Below are 16208 nucleotides of genomic sequence, written 5' to 3'. Positions count from 1 at the left end.
TCGCCCGCACCGTCTACAAAATCCTCAACTCAAAAATCGAGACCCCGGCCTCGGCTTGACAAATATAGAAGGGTCCCGCAGAAAACGGCGAAAATCACGGTAAAACCGTGAATTTTCGCCGTTTTCTGCGGGTCAGTTGCCTAGGGGTTGTAGATTTGGCTGGCCTTGCTGAGGACCTGGCCCTTGAAGAACGCCGGGTGGCGCAGGTACATGATGAACATCAGTACGGCACCCAACAGGATCACGCCGGCTCCGAGGATGAAGACCAGTCCCAGCCCGCCAATGTTTGAGCCGGAACCGTACTCAGGGTCCATGGAGTCATAGGCCGTCTTGAAGAACATGACCAACAGGATGACTCCACCCACTAGGGGCGCCAGGAACTTGAAGAAGAAGCTCCGCGCTCCACGGAAGGCCTCCGCGCGGAAGTACCAAACACATGCCAGCGCCGTGATGCCGTAGTAGAAGCAGATCATCATGCCCAGTGCGGTGATGGTGTCCCACAGCGCATTCTCTGAGAGGGTGCGGGTAATCACGTAGAAGCCTGCCGCCGCAATGGCTGCTGCAATGGTGGCGTAGCTGGGCGATTTGTGTGTGGGGCTGATCTTACTGAAGCTCTTGGGCAGTGCCTGGTAGTGGCCCATGGAGAGCAGCGTGCGTGCCGGGGAAACAAACGTTGACTGCAAGGACGCGGCCGATGAGCTCAGGATGGCCAGCGACATCAAGATGGCGAACGGCCCCATGACGGGTCCTGCCAAAACGGCAAAGATACTGCCCTGGTTGTCAGGGTTTCCGGCACCCAACCCTTCAGTGCCAATGCCTGCAAAGGCCAGGGTGGCCAGGGAAACTGTCATGTAGATGACCATGATGACAACAACTGTCACTGTGGCCGCCCGGCCCGGTGTCTTTTCCGGGTTTTTGGTTTCCTCGTTCATGGTCAGGGTGACATCCCAGCCCCAGAAGATGAAAATGGACAGCGAAACACCCGCCGCAAATTGGGAGAACGATTCCACGGCGAAGGGGTTGAACCAGTCGGCCGAGATGGCGGTGGCATCAAAGGCCGTACCGTTGGCCACATGGGCGAAGGCCGCAATGGCAAACCAGCCCAGGACTAGCAGCTGGAACGCGACCAAAACATATTGGAACGTCTTGGTGGTTTCCATGCCGCGGTAGGAAATCCAACAGGCACCGGCAATGAACACCACCGTGGTGGCGATGTTCAACGGCAGCACGGTGGTCAAATCCGCCAGCGAATCATTTTGGAAGATTTGCGCCAACATCAAATAAAAGAAATCCACGGCCACGGCCGCCAGGTTGGACAGCACAATGATGGTGGCGGCGATCAGCCCCCAGCCACCCATCCAGCCCAGCCACGGCCCAAAGGCGCGCGATGCCCAGGTGAAGGAGGTGCCGGCGTCGGGCATGGCATTGTTCAGTTCCCGGTAACCCAGGGCAACCAGCAGCATGGGGATGAAACCCACCAGGAAAATGGCCGGCAGGTGGACGCCAACCTCGGACACTGTGGGGCCCAGCGCGGCGGTGAGCGTATACGCCGGGGCAATGCAGGAAATGCCAATGACGACGGCGCCAATCAAGCCGACGGAGCCAGCCTTCAGGCCCTTTTCGCTCAGCCCACGATCTCCGGGGGCGTTTCTGACTGTTTCTTTGGCACTCATGCCGTCACCTCATCGCTTGTGAATTCGAAGTCGCGCGGGACCACGATCATGGGCACCGGCAAGGCGCGCAGGATCCGGTTGGCCGTGGCGCCGAGAAAAATGGATTTTGTCTGGGCCAGGCGGCTCGAACCGATCATGAGCAGTTCCCCATCCTGCCAGTCCAGGCGGTCCACGGCGTCCTCAATGGTTCTTCCGCTGCCCACCACGACGTCGATCTCGAGTTTGTCCAGGGCGCTCACATCAAGTGCCTGGCTGGCTTCGGCAACGCCGCGCAGGTGCTCCATGGCGTCCGCGACGGTGGTGCCGGTGTCGTCGTTGCCGAGAGCCACGAGTGAAACCAAGCGCAGTGGCAGATGCCGGCGCCTGGCCATGACGATGCTGGCAGCCAGTACCTGACCCGCGCCCTCCCTGGTGCCCAGCGCACAGGTCAGCCGGGTGATGGGCTCGGTGCGGCTGTACCCCGACGGCGCAAGCACCACGGGAACCGTTGAGGCGTGCAGCAGGGCGCTGGCCACCGAGCCTACGCTGAAGCGCTTGAATAGTCCGGTGGCACTGGCGCCGATCACCAAAAGTGATGCCCCCAGCTCCTGGGCCGCGGCAATCAACGCCTCAGCCTCCGACTCGCCGCGCCGGATGTGCGCACCCGCAGGGACGTCGGCGGGGATCAGGGCCAGGCCCTCATCGAGCCACTGCGAAACCTGGGCAGCCAAGATGGTTTCAAAACCAGCCACCGGCGGATACACCCCGTTGTAGGGCGAATCCTCCGGCATGACCATCACCAAATCCAGGGAAGCACCCTGCCGGCGGGCCAAGGCCACAGCCAAGTTGACGGCATCGCCGCCACGGGCATTGGCCGTATATCCAACTACGTACCGCATAGGGTCCTCCTCAGGACGTTAGTGTCAATGAAAAAACTAAGAGGTGAATCCGCCAAAAGCTGCGGGCAGATCGGGCGAATTATGGGCGGCGCGTGAGCGGAATTGGGGGCTGGCGGCGTGGTGGGCGCCGCCGCTGACACACCGACGAAGTCGTGTGTGGCGCGGTGCGGGCACCAGCCCCCAATTCCGCGGAAGCGCCGCCGGCTATTCCAGTTCTGCGATCAGCTTGTTGGCGGTGAACTGGCCCATGCGGACTGCGCCGTCGACGTGCTGGTAGCCCTCGGCGGCGAGGTCGGAACATGACCAGTGGATGGGGCCAACGGGGGTGAGCTGGTCCGGGCCGTAGCGGTGCAGGCCGCCAAGGTCGTAGCTGGAGGCGTAGGCGCCGCGCGTCCATTCTTCGGAGCCCCAGTCGGATTCGTAGTAGACAACGGGTTCGGCGGCGGCGTCGCCAAGGAATTCCGCCAGGGAGGCGGTGATTTCCTTTTTGCGCTGTTCGGCACTGAGAGTGAAGGCGTAGTCGGCTTTTTCGTCGGAGACAAAACCCACCAGGGTGCCGCGGGGGTCCTCATGGTTGGTGTTGTCGTACACCTCCTGGACCAGTGAAGAAGCGCTGAAGCCGGTACCGGAAAGGCCGTCCGCGCGCCAGAACGGGGTGTCGTAGACGGCGTGGACCTTGATGACTAGGCCCAGGGACTGGTGTTGGTGCATTTGGTGCTGGCGGCGCGGCAGCGGCGGGTCAAAGGAGACGCGGCTGTAGAGGTTCGGCGGGACGGCCATGACCACGCGCTTGGCGGTGACGGTGGCGCCGTCGGAAATCACAGTGGCGCGGTACTCGCCGTCGACCTCGCTCCAGCGCACGGTGCGGGCGGCGGAATTGAGGATGACGTCTGCACCCAGGCCGGCCGCCATTTTCAAGGACACGCCCTGCATGCCGCCCACAACGCGCTTGTCGAGGATGAAGTTGTCATCGACCAGGTTGGAGAAGGAGCCCGCCGAAGACGCCATGAACACTGCCTGCAGGGCGGAGAAGGCGTGGGCGGGCTTGGTGAGCATGCCGCCGGCGATGAACAGGCCGATGTTGTTGCAAGCCTCCTCGTCGCTGGACTGGGTGCGCAGCCAGTGGTGGAAGGAAATGATGTCCAGTTCGCGGGCCTGCGGGTGGTCCCACGGCTTTTCCGGATCCATGAGGGCAGCGAGTGCATCAAGAGTGTCGATGAGCTTGTTCATGGCAGCCTCGGTGTCCGCCGACACGGGGAACATCTCGCCGGTGTAGCGGGTGCGGGTGCCGTCGGGTGCCACATAGACACTGTCGCCATCGCGGTAGCGGGAGTAGGTGTCCAGGCCGAGTTCCTCGAGCAGACCAATGAGGGCACTTTGGTCCGGTGAGACCCACTGGCCGCCAACTTCCAGCCATGCGCCGTCAATGGTGTTGGACCAGGTGCGCCCGCCCACCCTGTCACGGGCCTCAAGGACCGCGACACTCACGCCGGCCTTCTTCAGCTCGCGGGCCGCCGTCAACCCCGACGGGCCGGCGCCAATGATGACCACATCGCGCTCAATAGTTACTGGAGTTACTTCCGCTGCCATGTTTCCCTCTCCTGCGAAGCTTTCGGTGATGCGCTTCACTAAATGAATGATGTTCATTTAGAATAGACTGTAACGGACGTCACCGCCTGCGGTAAAGGGCTGGGCCGAAAGTTTTATGCCCCGGTGGCGTCGAAGAGGAGAGTGGGTCTGGTGGAGCCAGCGCAAAAAGCAGTTCAGGAACGACGCCGGGCAGGCCGGCCATCGCAGGCAGTGCTCAGTTCCGCCCGGATCACCAAGGCGGCGTTGAAGCTGGTCAGCCACTCCGGTTACAAGGGCCTGACCATGGCGGCCCTGGCTAAGTCCCTCAATGTGGCACCGTCGGCACTGTACAACCACGTGCGATCCAAGCAGGACGTGCTGCTGCTGGTGGAGGACCACCTGATGGGGCGGGTGGACGTCTCCGCCTTCGCCGACCGGCCGTGGGAGGAGGCCGTGAGCATCTGGGCGCACTCTTACCGGAACGTTTTTGCCGCACACCTGCCCTTAATCCCCGTCATTGCGCTGCTGCCGGTGACCAACGCGCCCAAGACCATCACCATGTACGAGGCCGTCACCAACGGTTTCCTGGCGGCCGGCTGGCCGAGCTCAGCCATCATCGACGCCGTGGTGGCCCTTGAATCGTTCATCTACGGCTCGGCTTACGACGCCAACGCGCCGGAGGATATTTTCGACGCCGGATCGCTCGCGCCGGAGGTACCCAACTTCAGCGCCGCCGTGGCCCACCGGGGGCGCAAGACAGCCGAATCTGCGGGCGGGCCAGTTCGCAACGACGCCAACGCCGCTTTTGAGCTGGGCCTTAGGGCCATGGTTGCGGGCCTGGCGTCAACCATTGCGTAAGGCCTAAGTGAGGTGGGGGTGCAGGGCGCAAAGCAAGGGCCCGGCCCTCCGCATAGGCGGCAGACCGGACCCTTGCCCGGCGTTCATGGTTCAGTGCAGTTTTAGCTAGCGGACCAGCCCACTGCCCCAGTACGCGAAGTCATCCACGGAGACCTCGGGGCGTGCGGCCCTTCTGCTGCCATCCTCGAAGAAGCCAGTCTTGCTGGTGGCCAGAGTCATCACGGCGTGTGCGGCCGCGTCACCGAGCTCGTTCAACGCCGCCGTACTCAGATTGTTGGCGTTGTCGCAGGCCTGATGATAGCAGGGGTCGTAGGGAGCGCCGGCAGTTCCGCCATAGATGGCGGCCTCCTCCGCCGTCTTGAGGCCTTCTGCACCGCTAAAGAGTCCACCGGCAGGAATTCCGGCGGCGATGAACGGCCCGTAGTCGGACCTGCCGTCAAACGCTGTCGGAGCACTGGCCAGACCCTGCGCAGCAAAGTAGTCGGTGAAGACTGACTCGATCTGGGCGGACCCGGGAGGTCCTGCCAAGCCATCGGTGGAACCGTCACCGTCATAGACGAACCGCACGTAGTTGGGAGAGCCGAGCATGTCGAAGTTCAAATTCGCGTAAATGGTTGACAGCTCTGCGTTCGTGAGGTTGGCAACGTAGTGCTCCGAGCCCAACAGGCCGGACTCCTCGGCACCCCAGAAGGCGAAACGAAGCTGTTGGCGTGGCTTGATTTTCAGCTTCTGCATCTGGATGGCGGTCTCCAGAATCACACTGGTGCCGCTGCCGTTGTCATTGATCCCGGGGCCATCAAGCACGGAATCCAAGTGAGCGCCCACCACAACGGTTTTGGCAGGATCGCCCTTGGGGGAATCGGCGATGATGTTGGTGGTGGTGCGGGTTTCATTGATGATTTCAGTGGTGACTGCAACGCTTGTTGCCCCAGCCACGGCGGCGTTGTACAGCGCAACTCCGTCCGCGTAACTGATACCAACTACGGGAATGGCTGCCGGCTCCCCGAGGGTGACACCGCTCAGAAGATCCGTCCGGCCGGGGTTGCCCTCATTGAAGATCACGGCGGCGTCGTACCCGGCAGCAACCGCGTTGGCCACCTTGACGGCGAAGGTGCAGGTGCCGCGCTGGATGAGCGCCACCTGCGGGGAGGTCGCGGACGCCGGGGCAAAGTCTGCCGCCGCGCACCCGGACGCTGAGCTGGGGGCCGGGGTTGCCGGAATCACCACATTGTTGGTGGCAACCAGGGTGCCGGTCACGGCTCCACTGCCCGAGTACTGCATGGATTCGGTCTCGTAGGAAGTGGGCGACGGCGAGACTTGGCTCAGCGTGGCAGGAGAGACTTCCTGGTAGAAAGGAAATTCAAAAGCCTGCTCTGTCACCTTGTAGCCGGCCTTCTTCAACTCCTTCTTGACGTAGTCGGCGGAGGCTGCGTAGCCGGGCGTCCCCGAGGCTCGTGTTCCGCCATTGTTGTTGGCAATTCGCTGCAGCACGCGTTCGTGTGCCAGGATTCCGCTCACCGTTACCGAGTTGCGCAATTTGTTGGTGTTGACGTCATCCACGGCAGACGCGGCCGTTACCGGAACCAACATGGCCGCAACGACCACCCCGGCTACCAGCAATGCTCTTGTTCTCATGACTTCTCCTTTGATTTGCTCCCAAAATGGGAGCCATTCCACCCTGCTGAGGTTTCCCTATGACGCACCGGACGGGAAGTGCCGTTATCAATTCGTGACCTTAAAGGCCGGTAAAATGCCGCAAGACTGTCCAAATGGCTAAATTTGGCCCCGGGGCCTTGACACGGTTCAACTTGCGGGGCCGCCACAGGCGCACTAGCCACGTCAGTCAGGGAACCTTAGGCTGAATCCTAGGGAATCCACTTGAGTCAACGGGAGAAAATTATGGGAATCAGTATCAGCAACCTGGCCCTCCGGCTTGTCTCCGGGGCATTCATTCTGAATACCGGAATTGGAAAGCTCAACCTGACCCCGGAACAGGCAGCCGGCCTGCAAAGTTCGGCCCAGCGCGTGGTCCCGCAACTGGGGTCGCTGGAGCCTGAGCAGTTCGGGAACTACTTGAGCTTCTCTGAGATCGCCCTGGGCGCCCTCCTTTTGACACCCTTGGTTCCCAGCCGCCTAGCCGGCTTGGCCCTGGGCGGGTTTTCGGCCGGCCTGGTGGCAACGTATTTGAAGACTCCCGGCCTGAGCGAGCCGGACAGCATCCGCCCCACCCCGGCCGGAACCGCCATGGCCAAGGATTTTTGGTTGGCAGGCATTGCTGTTGCCTTGATTTTCCATCGCAAGCGACCCGCACGGAACAGCTAAACGAGAGGGGGCCGGCGTCGTACACGAAAAAAGGGTAGCCAGGGCGCCATCGCGATGGCACCCTTAACCTAGGCCGTCTGGGGGTCTTCAGCACTGTGCAGCGGCCAAGACCCGGAAGGCCGGCATGGAACACAGTGACAGGCCCGCAGCACACAGCCCCCGCCTTGCGTCCTTGCGACGCACCCTGGCCGGGCGCGTGCATGAACCCGGCGACCCCACCTACGCCGTACTCTCCACTCCATGGAACGTTGCTGTGGCCACCAGCCCGGCCGCCGTGGTGGCGGCGGGAACTGCCAATGACGTGATTGAGGCGGTGAAGTTTGCCGGCGCCAACGGCCTGCCTGTTGCCGTGCAGGCCACTGGCCACGGCATTGCCAGCGACTTGGACGGCGCGCTGCTGATCAGCACCCGCGCGCTGGGCAGCTGCGCCGTGGCCGCATCCTTAGGCGGCGGCGGGATTGCCTCCACGGGGGCGGGCGTCACATGGAAAACCGTGTTGTCCAGCTGCGAAAGGCTTGGCTTGGCAGGGCTGAGCGGTTCGGCGCCGGGTGTCAGCGTGGCCGGATACACCAGCGGTGGCGGAATCGGCCCCATGGCCAGAACGTTTGGCGCCGCCTCGGACAAGGTCATCTCCATGGAGGTGGTGACGGGCGACGGCGTGCTCCGCCACGCCAGCGCCGAATCCGAGCCAGAACTTTTCTGGGGCCTGCGCGGCGGCAAGGCTTCTCTTGGCATCATCACAGGGATGGAATTCCGCCTGCTGCCACTGCCCCACATTTATGCCGGGGCGCTCTTTTTCGGCAGCGCCGATGTGCAAAAAGTGCTGCACACATGGGCACAGTGGTGCCCCACACTACCCACCGAGGCCACCACCTCGATTGCCCTGATGCAGCTGCCACCCATGCCTGGGGTGCCGGAACCCTTGGCCGGCCGGTTCACCATTTCCGTCAGGTTTGTCTACACGGGCAGCCCGGACAACGGCGCCTCCTGGCTGGCACCCATGCGCTCCGCCGGAACGCTGCTCCTGGACGCCGTGGGACTCATGCCATCTTCCATGATCGGCCTGGTCCACTCAGATCCCGAGGACGCCCTGCCCGCCACCGAGGCGTCTACCCTCCTGAGCGGTTTCACCCCGGAGGCGGCGGATGCCTTACTGGCTGCGGCCGGACCGGGCACCGGCTCACCGCAGCTCATGGCGGAAGTGCGGCAATTTGGTGGCGCGCTGGCCCAAGACCCGCAGGTGCCCAGCGCCTTGTGCCACCGAAATGCCGCCTTTGGGCTGTACACAGTGGGTGTGGCCGCGCCAGCCGAGCTGCCCGCCATCAGCAACCACTCGGCTGGCGTGTTGGCCAACATGTCGCCGTGGGCATTTGGTGCCACCCTGCCCAACTTCGCGGCAGCGGGCGGGCATGACGGATTCGCGGCCAGCTACACGCCCCGTGTGTTGGAAAAACTCACGGCACTGGCCCGGCACTTTGGCCCGGCACACGTGTTCAGATTGGGCCAGGTTCCGGCGCGGTAAGCTCACTGCAGGGCGGACTCCAGCTGCCCGTCAGCCTGGCCACCTAGGAGCATGCCATGCCAAGTACACCCGGCACCCATGCCTCTGCGGCACTGACGCCGCGCAGGGCAGCCATCCTGGAACGGGCCGACGTGGTACTCCACCGCGGACGGCTCGCATTGCTCAACGATGCCGGCGCAAAGTCGGCACTCACTCCCCGTGACGCCATGGTGGCTGACCTGCTGGCGGTGCGGGATGCCTTGGATGCCTGCGGCATCGAGTATTTGCTGGTGCGCGGCAATGACCAGCGGCCTGTGCTGGCCATCGCTGTGTCAAAGCGGGAGGCCCTAGCGCGGGCCCTAGCCGCAGCCTTCGCCAACGAACCCTTCTACGCCCGCAGCGTTGATACCAAGAAGACCACAGTCCTCCTTGCTGAGGGAGAGCTGGGACGCTCGTCAAAGACCCGGATCTTCAGGCTTTTCAGGCCACGACTGGAGCCTAGCGGTGGCTTGTACTACGGGGCAGCGTGGGCGGTCCAGATAGAATTCTGGGCGTTCTCCCCGGACCGGATTGAACTGCCCCAGGAGAACTCCGTAACCCGGCGCATCCTTGAACCGCGTGAGGCCAGGCGCAGCACGGTGGAACTTTATGGGCGGGACTGGCCAACCATTGAAAATATGTTCATTGACCACGTCTTTGACGTGCGCTTTGAGATTGACATGGTGTTTTCCTGGGTGGATGGCAGCGCCCCCTCCTATCAGGCCGCTCGCCGCGCCCTGGAGACTACAGCACTTCTGGGTGCAGGCGATGACCACGAAGCCAGGTTCCGCCACGTGGATGAGCTGAAATATGCATTGCGCTCGGTGTATATGTTCGCCCCCTGGGTCAGGCACATCTTCATTGCCACCGACTCCCCCGCACCGGAGTGGCTGGCCGCCCACCCACAAGTGACACTTGTCCGCAGCCACGAACACTTCAGCGATCCCTCCGTACTGCCAACTCACAATTCCATGGCAGTGGAATCCCAGCTGCACCACATTGCAGGGTTAAGCGAGCACTTCCTATATTCCAATGACGACATGTTCTTTGGCCGCCCCCTGTCACCCGAGCTTTTCTTCACGGCGGGCGGAATCACCCGTTTCATGCTCTCCCCCAACCGCATAGGCCTGGGCGAAAGCGACGCTGAAAGGAGCGGATTTGAGAACTCCGCCCGGGTGAACCGGCGCCTTTTGTGGGACCGCTTTGGCACGTTCACCACCCACCATCTGGAGCACAGTGCAGCGCCGCTGCGGCGCTCAGTTCTCGCAGAACTGGAACGGGAGTTTGCCGGAGAGTTTGCCGCCACTGCCGCCAGCACCTTCCGTGCTGCAGAGAACATTTCGGTCACCAATTCCCTGTACCACTACTACGCCCTACTGACAGGCCGCGCTGTGATGCATTCCGACGCCGCAGGCATCTATGTGGACACCGCCAGCAGGGCTGGCCTGGCAACCCTGGGCCAAGTCCTGGCGGGGCGCCGCGCCGATTTCCTCTGCCTCAACGACGGCAGCTCGGGTGACGCAACGCCGGAGGAACGCCGCGAACTCGTGACCGACTTCCTGGAGAAGTACTTCCCCTTCAAGGCACCCTGGGAAAAGTGAGGCGGACAGGACCCCGCCGAATTACTTGAAACAGCAACCGATGCGGGTGCCAGGGCCGGCAAAGCGGCGGCCCCGGACTTTAGATGGTTGGCGGCAGGCCCTTGACGTACGCGGCCTGGCCACCGTGCTGCACGCAGTCGTCGGCGATGCTGATCAGCCGCACCCCCAGAGTGACGGGCGGGTTCCACCCCCTGTCAACCACCCTGTCAAGGGCGGCATCCTCCAAGGTGGCAACAAATTCCAGGCTCTGCGCAAGCACCGCCTGGTGGTACTGGCGCAGGAGATCTAGCGATTCAAGGTGCAGAGCGTCAACTTGCTGCGTTGAATGACCATACCCGGTACTGTCCGTGTCCAGGTCAAGGGCAAAGCGCCCGGCATAACCTTCGCGGCGCCAGACGGATTCCAGCCCTGCCACCTGGGCTATTTGTTCATCCTGGCTGCGGCACAGGTGCCAAATTAGCCAGGAAATGGAATTCCCGCTCCCACCCGGGCGCCAGTTCGCCTTGTCCGGCTCCAGCCCGTTGAGGACATCTGAAACTATTGTGTCTATCCGGCCGTAGACGTCCGCCAGCAACTCCGAGGATCTCATGCTGGCCATGCTGCCACCGTGGGCGCCGCTTGGGAACCCCCAGCCGACTTCGGTTCCTCCGCCGCACTGTTCCAACTGGCCCGCAGAAAACGCCGAAAATTCACGGTTTTACCGTGATTTTCGCCGTTTTCTGCGGGCCAGTTTGGCTTGGCTACGTCAGGATCACCACGTCCAGGGTGCGCGGGCCGTGGACGCCCTCAACACGTTCCAGCTCAATGTCGCTCGTGGCGCTGGGCCCGCTGATCCACGTCTGCGGGCGACTTGCCTCGAGGCGCGCAATGGCCTCGGGCAGCACCTCCACAATGTCGGAAGCCCGCAACAGGCAGACATGCCTGTCCGGAACCAGCGAGATGATCCGCCGGCCCTGATCGTCGCTGCCATCCAGCATGATGGTACCGGTCTCGGAAACTGCCGTCGCGGCACCCGTCACCACTGCATCCACGGCGTCCAGCTCGGCCACGGTGAGGCGGCGCTCCGGCGAGTCGACATGCACGGCCGGCGCCCCGGCGTCGTCCGTCAGGGCAGAAAGCCACTCCTGGGGCAGCCCGTGCGGAACCACAACGGAGGCACTGCCGGCGAGCAGTTCGGCCAGCTTGGCGGGCACCTCGGCCGTGGGTGTGAAAAATACATTTGCCTTGTAGTCCACCAGTCGGTCCACCAGTTGTTCCAGCCGTTGCGCGTCCGTCATGGTGGAGCTGCGGCGGTACTCACGGGGCACCACGGGAACCTCCGGGGCGTCGCGCAGGGCCGACTTGATGCGGTTCATGATGTCCTCGCGGGCGCTCATGCTTGCTCCCCTTCACGTGTTGTGGTGCCGGGCACGACGACGGCCTTGTGCTCCTTGTCCCACCATTGGCGGAAGGACTGCTTGGGCGGGGCTGGAATGTTCCTGCTTTGGGTCCAGCCGCCGGCCACACCGGGCAGCTTTTTGATGACTTTGTCCCGGCCTGCCACAAGCTTGACCAGGGGAAGCCCCTTTTCCAGCAGGTTCAGGTGCGATCCGCTGGAGAACGCCCATTCCGCCCCCTTCATCATGAGATCCATCTGGGAGGGCACCTTGAGCTTGGCGCGCTTGGAATCCACGTCCTCACCCCGCAGGTGGACAAGGATTTCGGGGATGTTGATCTTCACGGGGCAGGCGTCAAAGCACGCACCGCAGAGCGAGGAGGCGTAGGGAAGCGAGCTGTTTTCTTCGCTCTTGATGCCCGTCATGAGCGGGGAAAGGATGGCACCGATGGGGCCGGGGTAGGTGGATCCGTAAGCGTGTCCGCCCGTGCGCTCGTATACCGGGCATACGTTCATGCAGGCCGAGCAGCGGATGCAGTTCAGGGCGGTGCGGCCGTATTCGTCGGCCAGGGCGGCTGTACGGCCGTTGTCCAGCATGACCAGGTGCACGTTCTGTGGGCCGTCGCCGGGGGTGACGCCCGTCCACAGCGAGGTGTACGGGTTCATGCGCTCCCCAGTGGAGGACCGCGGCAGCAATTGCATGAACACTTCAAGGTCGCTCCAGGTGGGCAGCAGCTTTTCGATGCCCATGACGGTGATGAGGGTTTCCGGCAGGGTCAGGCACATGCGGCCGTTGCCTTCGGATTCCACAACAGTCAGCGTGCCGGTGTCAGCCAGGCCAAAATTGGCACCGGAAACGGCAACCTTGGCGGAGAGGAACTTCTTGCGCAGATGTTTGCGCGCCGCCTCGGCTAGTCGGGCCGGCTCGTCCGTGAGGTTAGGGTCCACCACGGGCATTTCGCGCAGGAAGATCTCCCGGACCTGGCTGCGATTCTTGTGGATCGCGGGCACCAGGATGTGGCTGGGCTTGTCGTGGTCAAGCTGCACAATGAGCTCGGCCAGGTCCGTCTCGTAGGCGGCGATGCCCTGCTCTTCCAGGTACTCGTTGAGGCCGATTTCCTGCGTGGCCATCGACTTGACCTTGACCACCTCAGTTTCACCGGTTTGCCGGATCAGGGCGGTGATAATCTCGTTGGCTTCCTGGGCGTCGCGCGCCCAGTGGATAATGCCGCCACGGGCCGTGAAGTTGGCTTCAAACTGCTCCAGCAGGGCCGGCAGATTCGCCATGGTGGCGTCCTTGATGGCACTGCCGGCATTGCGCATGTCCTCCCAGTCGGGCAGCTCCGCCACCACCTTTAGACGCTTGTCCCTGATGGTGTGGGTTGCATGGCCCAGGTTGGCGCGCAGCTGGGTGTTGGCCAGCTCCCTGCGGGCAGCCTTGGGGAACGATTCCGTGGCGTTGATGTTGCCGTGGCCAAAAACCGGCAGTGTTGGCATGCCCAGAAAAGTGTTGCTCATCGCTTGCTCCCCGCCAGTTTTACTTTTACGTCTCCGGACACAGCGGCCGGATTTTCCAGAGTGCTGGCCAGTATTTCGGCAAAGTGCAGGGTGCCCACGTCGCTGCCTTGCCGCGACAGCCCGCCGCCAATGTGCATGAGGCAACTGGCGTCACCGCCGGAGCACAGCTCGGCCCCCGTGCCGCAAATGTTCGCCGCTTTGTCGGCATTCATGGCACTGGAGACGTCGGCATTCTTCATGGAGAACGTGCCGCCAAAGCCGCAGCACTGCTCAGCCTCCGGCAGCTCCACCATCTCTATCCCGCCCACGCTCGCCAAAAGATTTAGCTGCCGGTCTTCCAGGCGCAGCAGCCGCATGCCGTGGCAGCTGGGGTGGTAGGTGACCTTGTGGGGGAAGTAGGAGCCCAGCTGCTCGGCCGCGTTGGTGATGCCCAGAACATCGGTCAGCAGCTGCGAGAGTTCATAGGTTTTTGCACCCACGACGGCGGCCCTGGCTTCCAGCGCGGCGTCACCGCAGCGGCGGGCAACCAGCTCGTGCTGGTGCTTCACACTGGCCACGCAGGATCCCGAGGGCGCCACGGCCACGTCGTAGTCGTCGGTGTCGAAGGCTGCAACGTGGTTGGCCACCACCGCGTGGGCTTCCTTGAAATAACCAGAATTCACGTGCATCTGGCCGCAGCAGGCCTGCCCGGAGGGGAACACTACCTCGTGTCCCAGCCGCTCCAACAAGGCAACTGTGGCCTGTGCAGTGCGCGGATACATGGCGTCAACGATGCAAGTGGCGAACAGCGCAATTTTCATGATTCCCACTGTAGGGCAAAACTGCCGAGATGTGGACTGACCACACCCTAAGTTGCCGACAAAGGCCCGCTCCGCCCTACACGCTTCCCCTGCAGCAGGAGCTGCTGTAACTTGGACGCCACAGGCACGGCCATCAAGGGAGACCACCATGTCCGCATCACCACTTGCTTTACGCGTCCCGCCGCAGGGTGATGAAAAGACGTGCCTGCACGTGGCGTTGCAACGTCACCGCGCCGCCGTCTTGTGGAAGCTCGACGGCGTCTGCGACGCCGACGTGCGCCGGCCCATGGTTCCTTCCGGGACGAATCTGCTGGGCCTGGTCAAGCACCTGGCCGCCGTGGAATACGGCTGGTTTTGCGAGACCTTCGGCCGGCCCACCGAACCGCTGCCCGATGTTGACTCCGATCCCGAAGCTGACCTTCGGGCCACCGCCGAGGAGACCACGGCAAGCATCCTGGCCTTCTATCAGCGGGCCTGCACCGCCGCGGATGAGGTGATTGCCGCCGTCGGACTTGAGGAGACGGGGCGCAGCTGGGACGGGAAAACTGTGTCAATGCGCTGGGTGCTGGTTCACATGGTGGAGGAAACTGCCCGGCACGCCGGCCATGCGGACATTGTCCGGGAGTTGATCGACGGCGGCACGGGGGACCACAACTTCGCCTGAGCCGGCGCCCGAGCCGGCCGTTAGAGCGGCAGGCCGGCGCCGGGCTTGAGGTTCTTCATGACAAGCGTGGAGCGCAGCCGCAGCACCCCCGGCAGGCTTGTCAGCTCGGTGTCATAGAACTTTTGGTAGTCGTTCAAGTCCTTGGTCATCACCTTGAGTATGTAATCGGGATCGCCAAACAAGCGCTGGGCCGAGGTGATGCGGGCATTGGCGGACACCTTGGCCTCAAATTCGTCGATCGTGTCCCTGTCCACCTGCGCCAACGTCACGAAAACCAGCGCCTCAAACCCGAGCCCCACCGAGGCAGGGTCGATGACTGCCCGGTACCCGCTGATGGCCCCGGTCGCCTCCAAATCCTTGAGCCGGCGGTGGCACGGTGCAACCGTCAAACCCACCTGGGCGGCCAGTGCCGTGGCACTCATCCGGCCCTCATTTTGGAGGGTGCGCAAGATTTCCCTGTCGATAGCGTCAATCACAGCAAAATCTTACCGCTCACGGGGGCCACTTGGGCTAAAAAGGCAAGCACTTATGCCCGGATTTTCCATAAACTTGCTCCTGTCAGCCCACCTCAAGGAGCATCATGGAACCGCAGGCACTCATTGGCTTCCTCATAGTTGCCGTCACCCTGACGTGCACACCCGGCCCCGATTGGGCCTATTCCATTGCCGCCGGCCTGGGCAAACGCAGTTTCCTCCCCGCAGTGGCGGGCCTGTGCAGCGGCTACGTCCTGCACACCATCTTGCTCGCGGCAGGAATTGCGGCACTTATGGCCGCGGTTCCCAGCCTGCTGACCTGGCTCACCGTGGCAGGCGCGATTTACCTGCTGTGGCTGGGCGTCATGACAGCCAAGTCCTGGCGCAGCGCCGGTTTTGTGACCGTGGGCCCCAACGGAGAATTGCCGGAGGGCTCCTCGGGCGCGGTTCCCTTCGGCACGCACCTGGGCGCCTACCTGCAGGGGGTTGGTACCAGCAGCATCAACCCCAAGGGCATGCTGCTGTTCGTTGCCCTCACGCCGCAGTTCATTAAGTCCGACGCCGCATTTTCGGTGCCGCTGCAGTCCATGATTCTGGGCCTGACGTTCGTGGCCACAACAGCCATCATTTACACGGTGATTGCCGCAGGATCACGCAAACTCCTGCGCTCACGCCCCGGTGCCGCACGTGGCGTAACACTCTCCAGCGGCATCATCATGTGCGCCCTGGGTGCCCTGCTTCTGGCGGAGCAGACCGGACCCGTCGTGGAGGTGGCCGGGCATTTGTTGGCCCGCAGCTAGGGCCGCAAGCGGCACATTTGGGTCCCCTGGCGCATATCTGCGCTTTGGGGGGGGGGGGGGGGGGGGGGGGGGGGGGGGGGGGGGGGGGGGGGGGGGGGGGGGGGGGGGGGGGGGGGGGGGGGGGGGGGGGGGGAGGA

General features: G+C 63.2%; 15 protein-coding genes. 6 read left to right on the top strand and 9 right to left on the bottom strand.

Annotation, left to right across the window (positions count from 1 at the left end; translation table 11 throughout):
• Nucleotides 1-140 precede the first annotated feature (140 nt).
• The 3 genes from ACX80Q_RS18050 to ACX80Q_RS18040 all read right to left on the bottom strand — a co-directional run bounded on the left by ACX80Q_RS18050 (nt 141) and on the right by ACX80Q_RS18040 (nt 4141).
• Nucleotides 141-1673, bottom strand: a complete 1533-nt coding sequence (locus tag ACX80Q_RS18050) for an APC family permease (RefSeq protein ID WP_459331920.1) — start codon at nt 1671-1673, stop codon at nt 141-143.
• On the bottom strand, nt 1670-2551 hold the full coding sequence (locus ACX80Q_RS18045) for a universal stress protein (RefSeq protein ID WP_459331919.1): 882 nt from the start codon (nt 2549-2551) through the stop codon (nt 1670-1672). The genes ACX80Q_RS18050 and ACX80Q_RS18045 overlap by 4 nt, the downstream gene beginning before the upstream one ends.
• A gap of 204 nt (nt 2552-2755) precedes the next feature.
• A complete protein-coding gene (locus ACX80Q_RS18040) occupies nt 2756-4141 on the bottom strand; it encodes a flavin monoamine oxidase family protein (RefSeq protein ID WP_459331921.1) in 1386 nt (461 codons plus the stop codon).
• Nucleotides 4142-4291: 150 nt separating this feature from the next.
• On the opposite strand from ACX80Q_RS18040, the gene ACX80Q_RS18035 reads away from it, so the two are divergent.
• Nucleotides 4292-4978 carry a TetR/AcrR family transcriptional regulator gene (locus ACX80Q_RS18035; RefSeq protein ID WP_459331918.1) on the top strand — a complete coding sequence of 229 codons (687 nt, stop codon included), beginning with the start codon at nt 4292-4294 and terminating at the stop codon, nt 4976-4978.
• Between the two features lie 105 nt (nt 4979-5083).
• Here ACX80Q_RS18035 and ACX80Q_RS18030 read toward each other — a convergent pair whose 3' ends face one another.
• Entirely contained in the window at nt 5084-6613 is a 1530-nt protein-coding gene (locus tag ACX80Q_RS18030) for a M28 family metallopeptidase (protein ID WP_459331917.1), read from the bottom strand.
• A 264-nt stretch (nt 6614-6877) separates the two neighbouring features.
• On the opposite strand from ACX80Q_RS18030, the gene ACX80Q_RS18025 reads away from it, so the two are divergent.
• The 3 genes from ACX80Q_RS18025 to ACX80Q_RS18015 all read left to right on the top strand — a co-directional run bounded on the left by ACX80Q_RS18025 (nt 6878) and on the right by ACX80Q_RS18015 (nt 10441).
• Nucleotides 6878-7300: a hypothetical protein gene (locus ACX80Q_RS18025; RefSeq protein ID WP_459331916.1), complete on the top strand. Its 423-nt coding sequence runs from the start codon at nt 6878-6880 to the stop codon at nt 7298-7300.
• Between the two features lie 124 nt (nt 7301-7424).
• Nucleotides 7425-8822, top strand: a complete 1398-nt coding sequence (locus ACX80Q_RS18020) for an FAD-binding oxidoreductase (protein ID WP_459331915.1) — start codon at nt 7425-7427, stop codon at nt 8820-8822.
• A 56-nt stretch (nt 8823-8878) separates the two neighbouring features.
• On the top strand, nt 8879-10441 hold the full coding sequence (locus tag ACX80Q_RS18015) for a stealth conserved region 3 domain-containing protein (RefSeq protein ID WP_459331914.1): 1563 nt from the start codon (nt 8879-8881) through the stop codon (nt 10439-10441).
• A gap of 79 nt (nt 10442-10520) precedes the next feature.
• Here the strand turns inward: ACX80Q_RS18015 and ACX80Q_RS18010 are convergent, their stop codons facing one another.
• The 4 genes from ACX80Q_RS18010 to ACX80Q_RS17995 all read right to left on the bottom strand — a co-directional run bounded on the left by ACX80Q_RS18010 (nt 10521) and on the right by ACX80Q_RS17995 (nt 14134).
• A complete protein-coding gene (locus ACX80Q_RS18010; RefSeq protein ID WP_459331913.1) occupies nt 10521-11039 on the bottom strand; it encodes a mycothiol transferase in 519 nt (172 codons plus the stop codon).
• A gap of 142 nt (nt 11040-11181) precedes the next feature.
• A complete protein-coding gene (locus ACX80Q_RS18005; protein WP_459331912.1) occupies nt 11182-11817 on the bottom strand; it encodes a LutC/YkgG family protein in 636 nt (211 codons plus the stop codon).
• Nucleotides 11814-13334 (bottom strand): LutB/LldF family L-lactate oxidation iron-sulfur protein, encoded by a 1521-nt coding sequence (locus ACX80Q_RS18000; protein ID WP_459331911.1) that lies wholly within the window; start codon nt 13332-13334, stop codon nt 11814-11816. The genes ACX80Q_RS18005 and ACX80Q_RS18000 overlap by 4 nt, the downstream gene beginning before the upstream one ends.
• On the bottom strand, nt 13331-14134 hold the full coding sequence (locus ACX80Q_RS17995) for a (Fe-S)-binding protein (RefSeq protein ID WP_459331910.1): 804 nt from the start codon (nt 14132-14134) through the stop codon (nt 13331-13333). Before ACX80Q_RS17995 ends, ACX80Q_RS18000 begins: the two co-directional genes overlap by 4 nt.
• A gap of 148 nt (nt 14135-14282) precedes the next feature.
• On the opposite strand from ACX80Q_RS17995, the gene ACX80Q_RS17990 reads away from it, so the two are divergent.
• Entirely contained in the window at nt 14283-14798 is a 516-nt protein-coding gene (locus ACX80Q_RS17990) for a DinB family protein (protein WP_459331909.1), read from the top strand.
• A 20-nt stretch (nt 14799-14818) separates the two neighbouring features.
• Here the strand turns inward: ACX80Q_RS17990 and ACX80Q_RS17985 are convergent, their stop codons facing one another.
• A complete protein-coding gene (locus tag ACX80Q_RS17985; RefSeq protein ID WP_459331908.1) occupies nt 14819-15274 on the bottom strand; it encodes an Lrp/AsnC family transcriptional regulator in 456 nt (151 codons plus the stop codon).
• 104 nt (nt 15275-15378) lie between these two features.
• Between ACX80Q_RS17985 and ACX80Q_RS17980 the strand changes: the two genes are divergently transcribed.
• Nucleotides 15379-16071 carry a LysE family translocator gene (locus tag ACX80Q_RS17980; protein ID WP_459331907.1) on the top strand — a complete coding sequence of 231 codons (693 nt, stop codon included), beginning with the start codon at nt 15379-15381 and terminating at the stop codon, nt 16069-16071.
• Nucleotides 16072-16208: the final 137 nt, after the last annotated feature.

It is taken from the genome of Arthrobacter sp. HLT1-20 (assembly GCF_054510895.1).
Note: the sequence above shows the minus strand (reverse complement) of the source record. Positions and strands in the feature narration are given on the sequence as shown.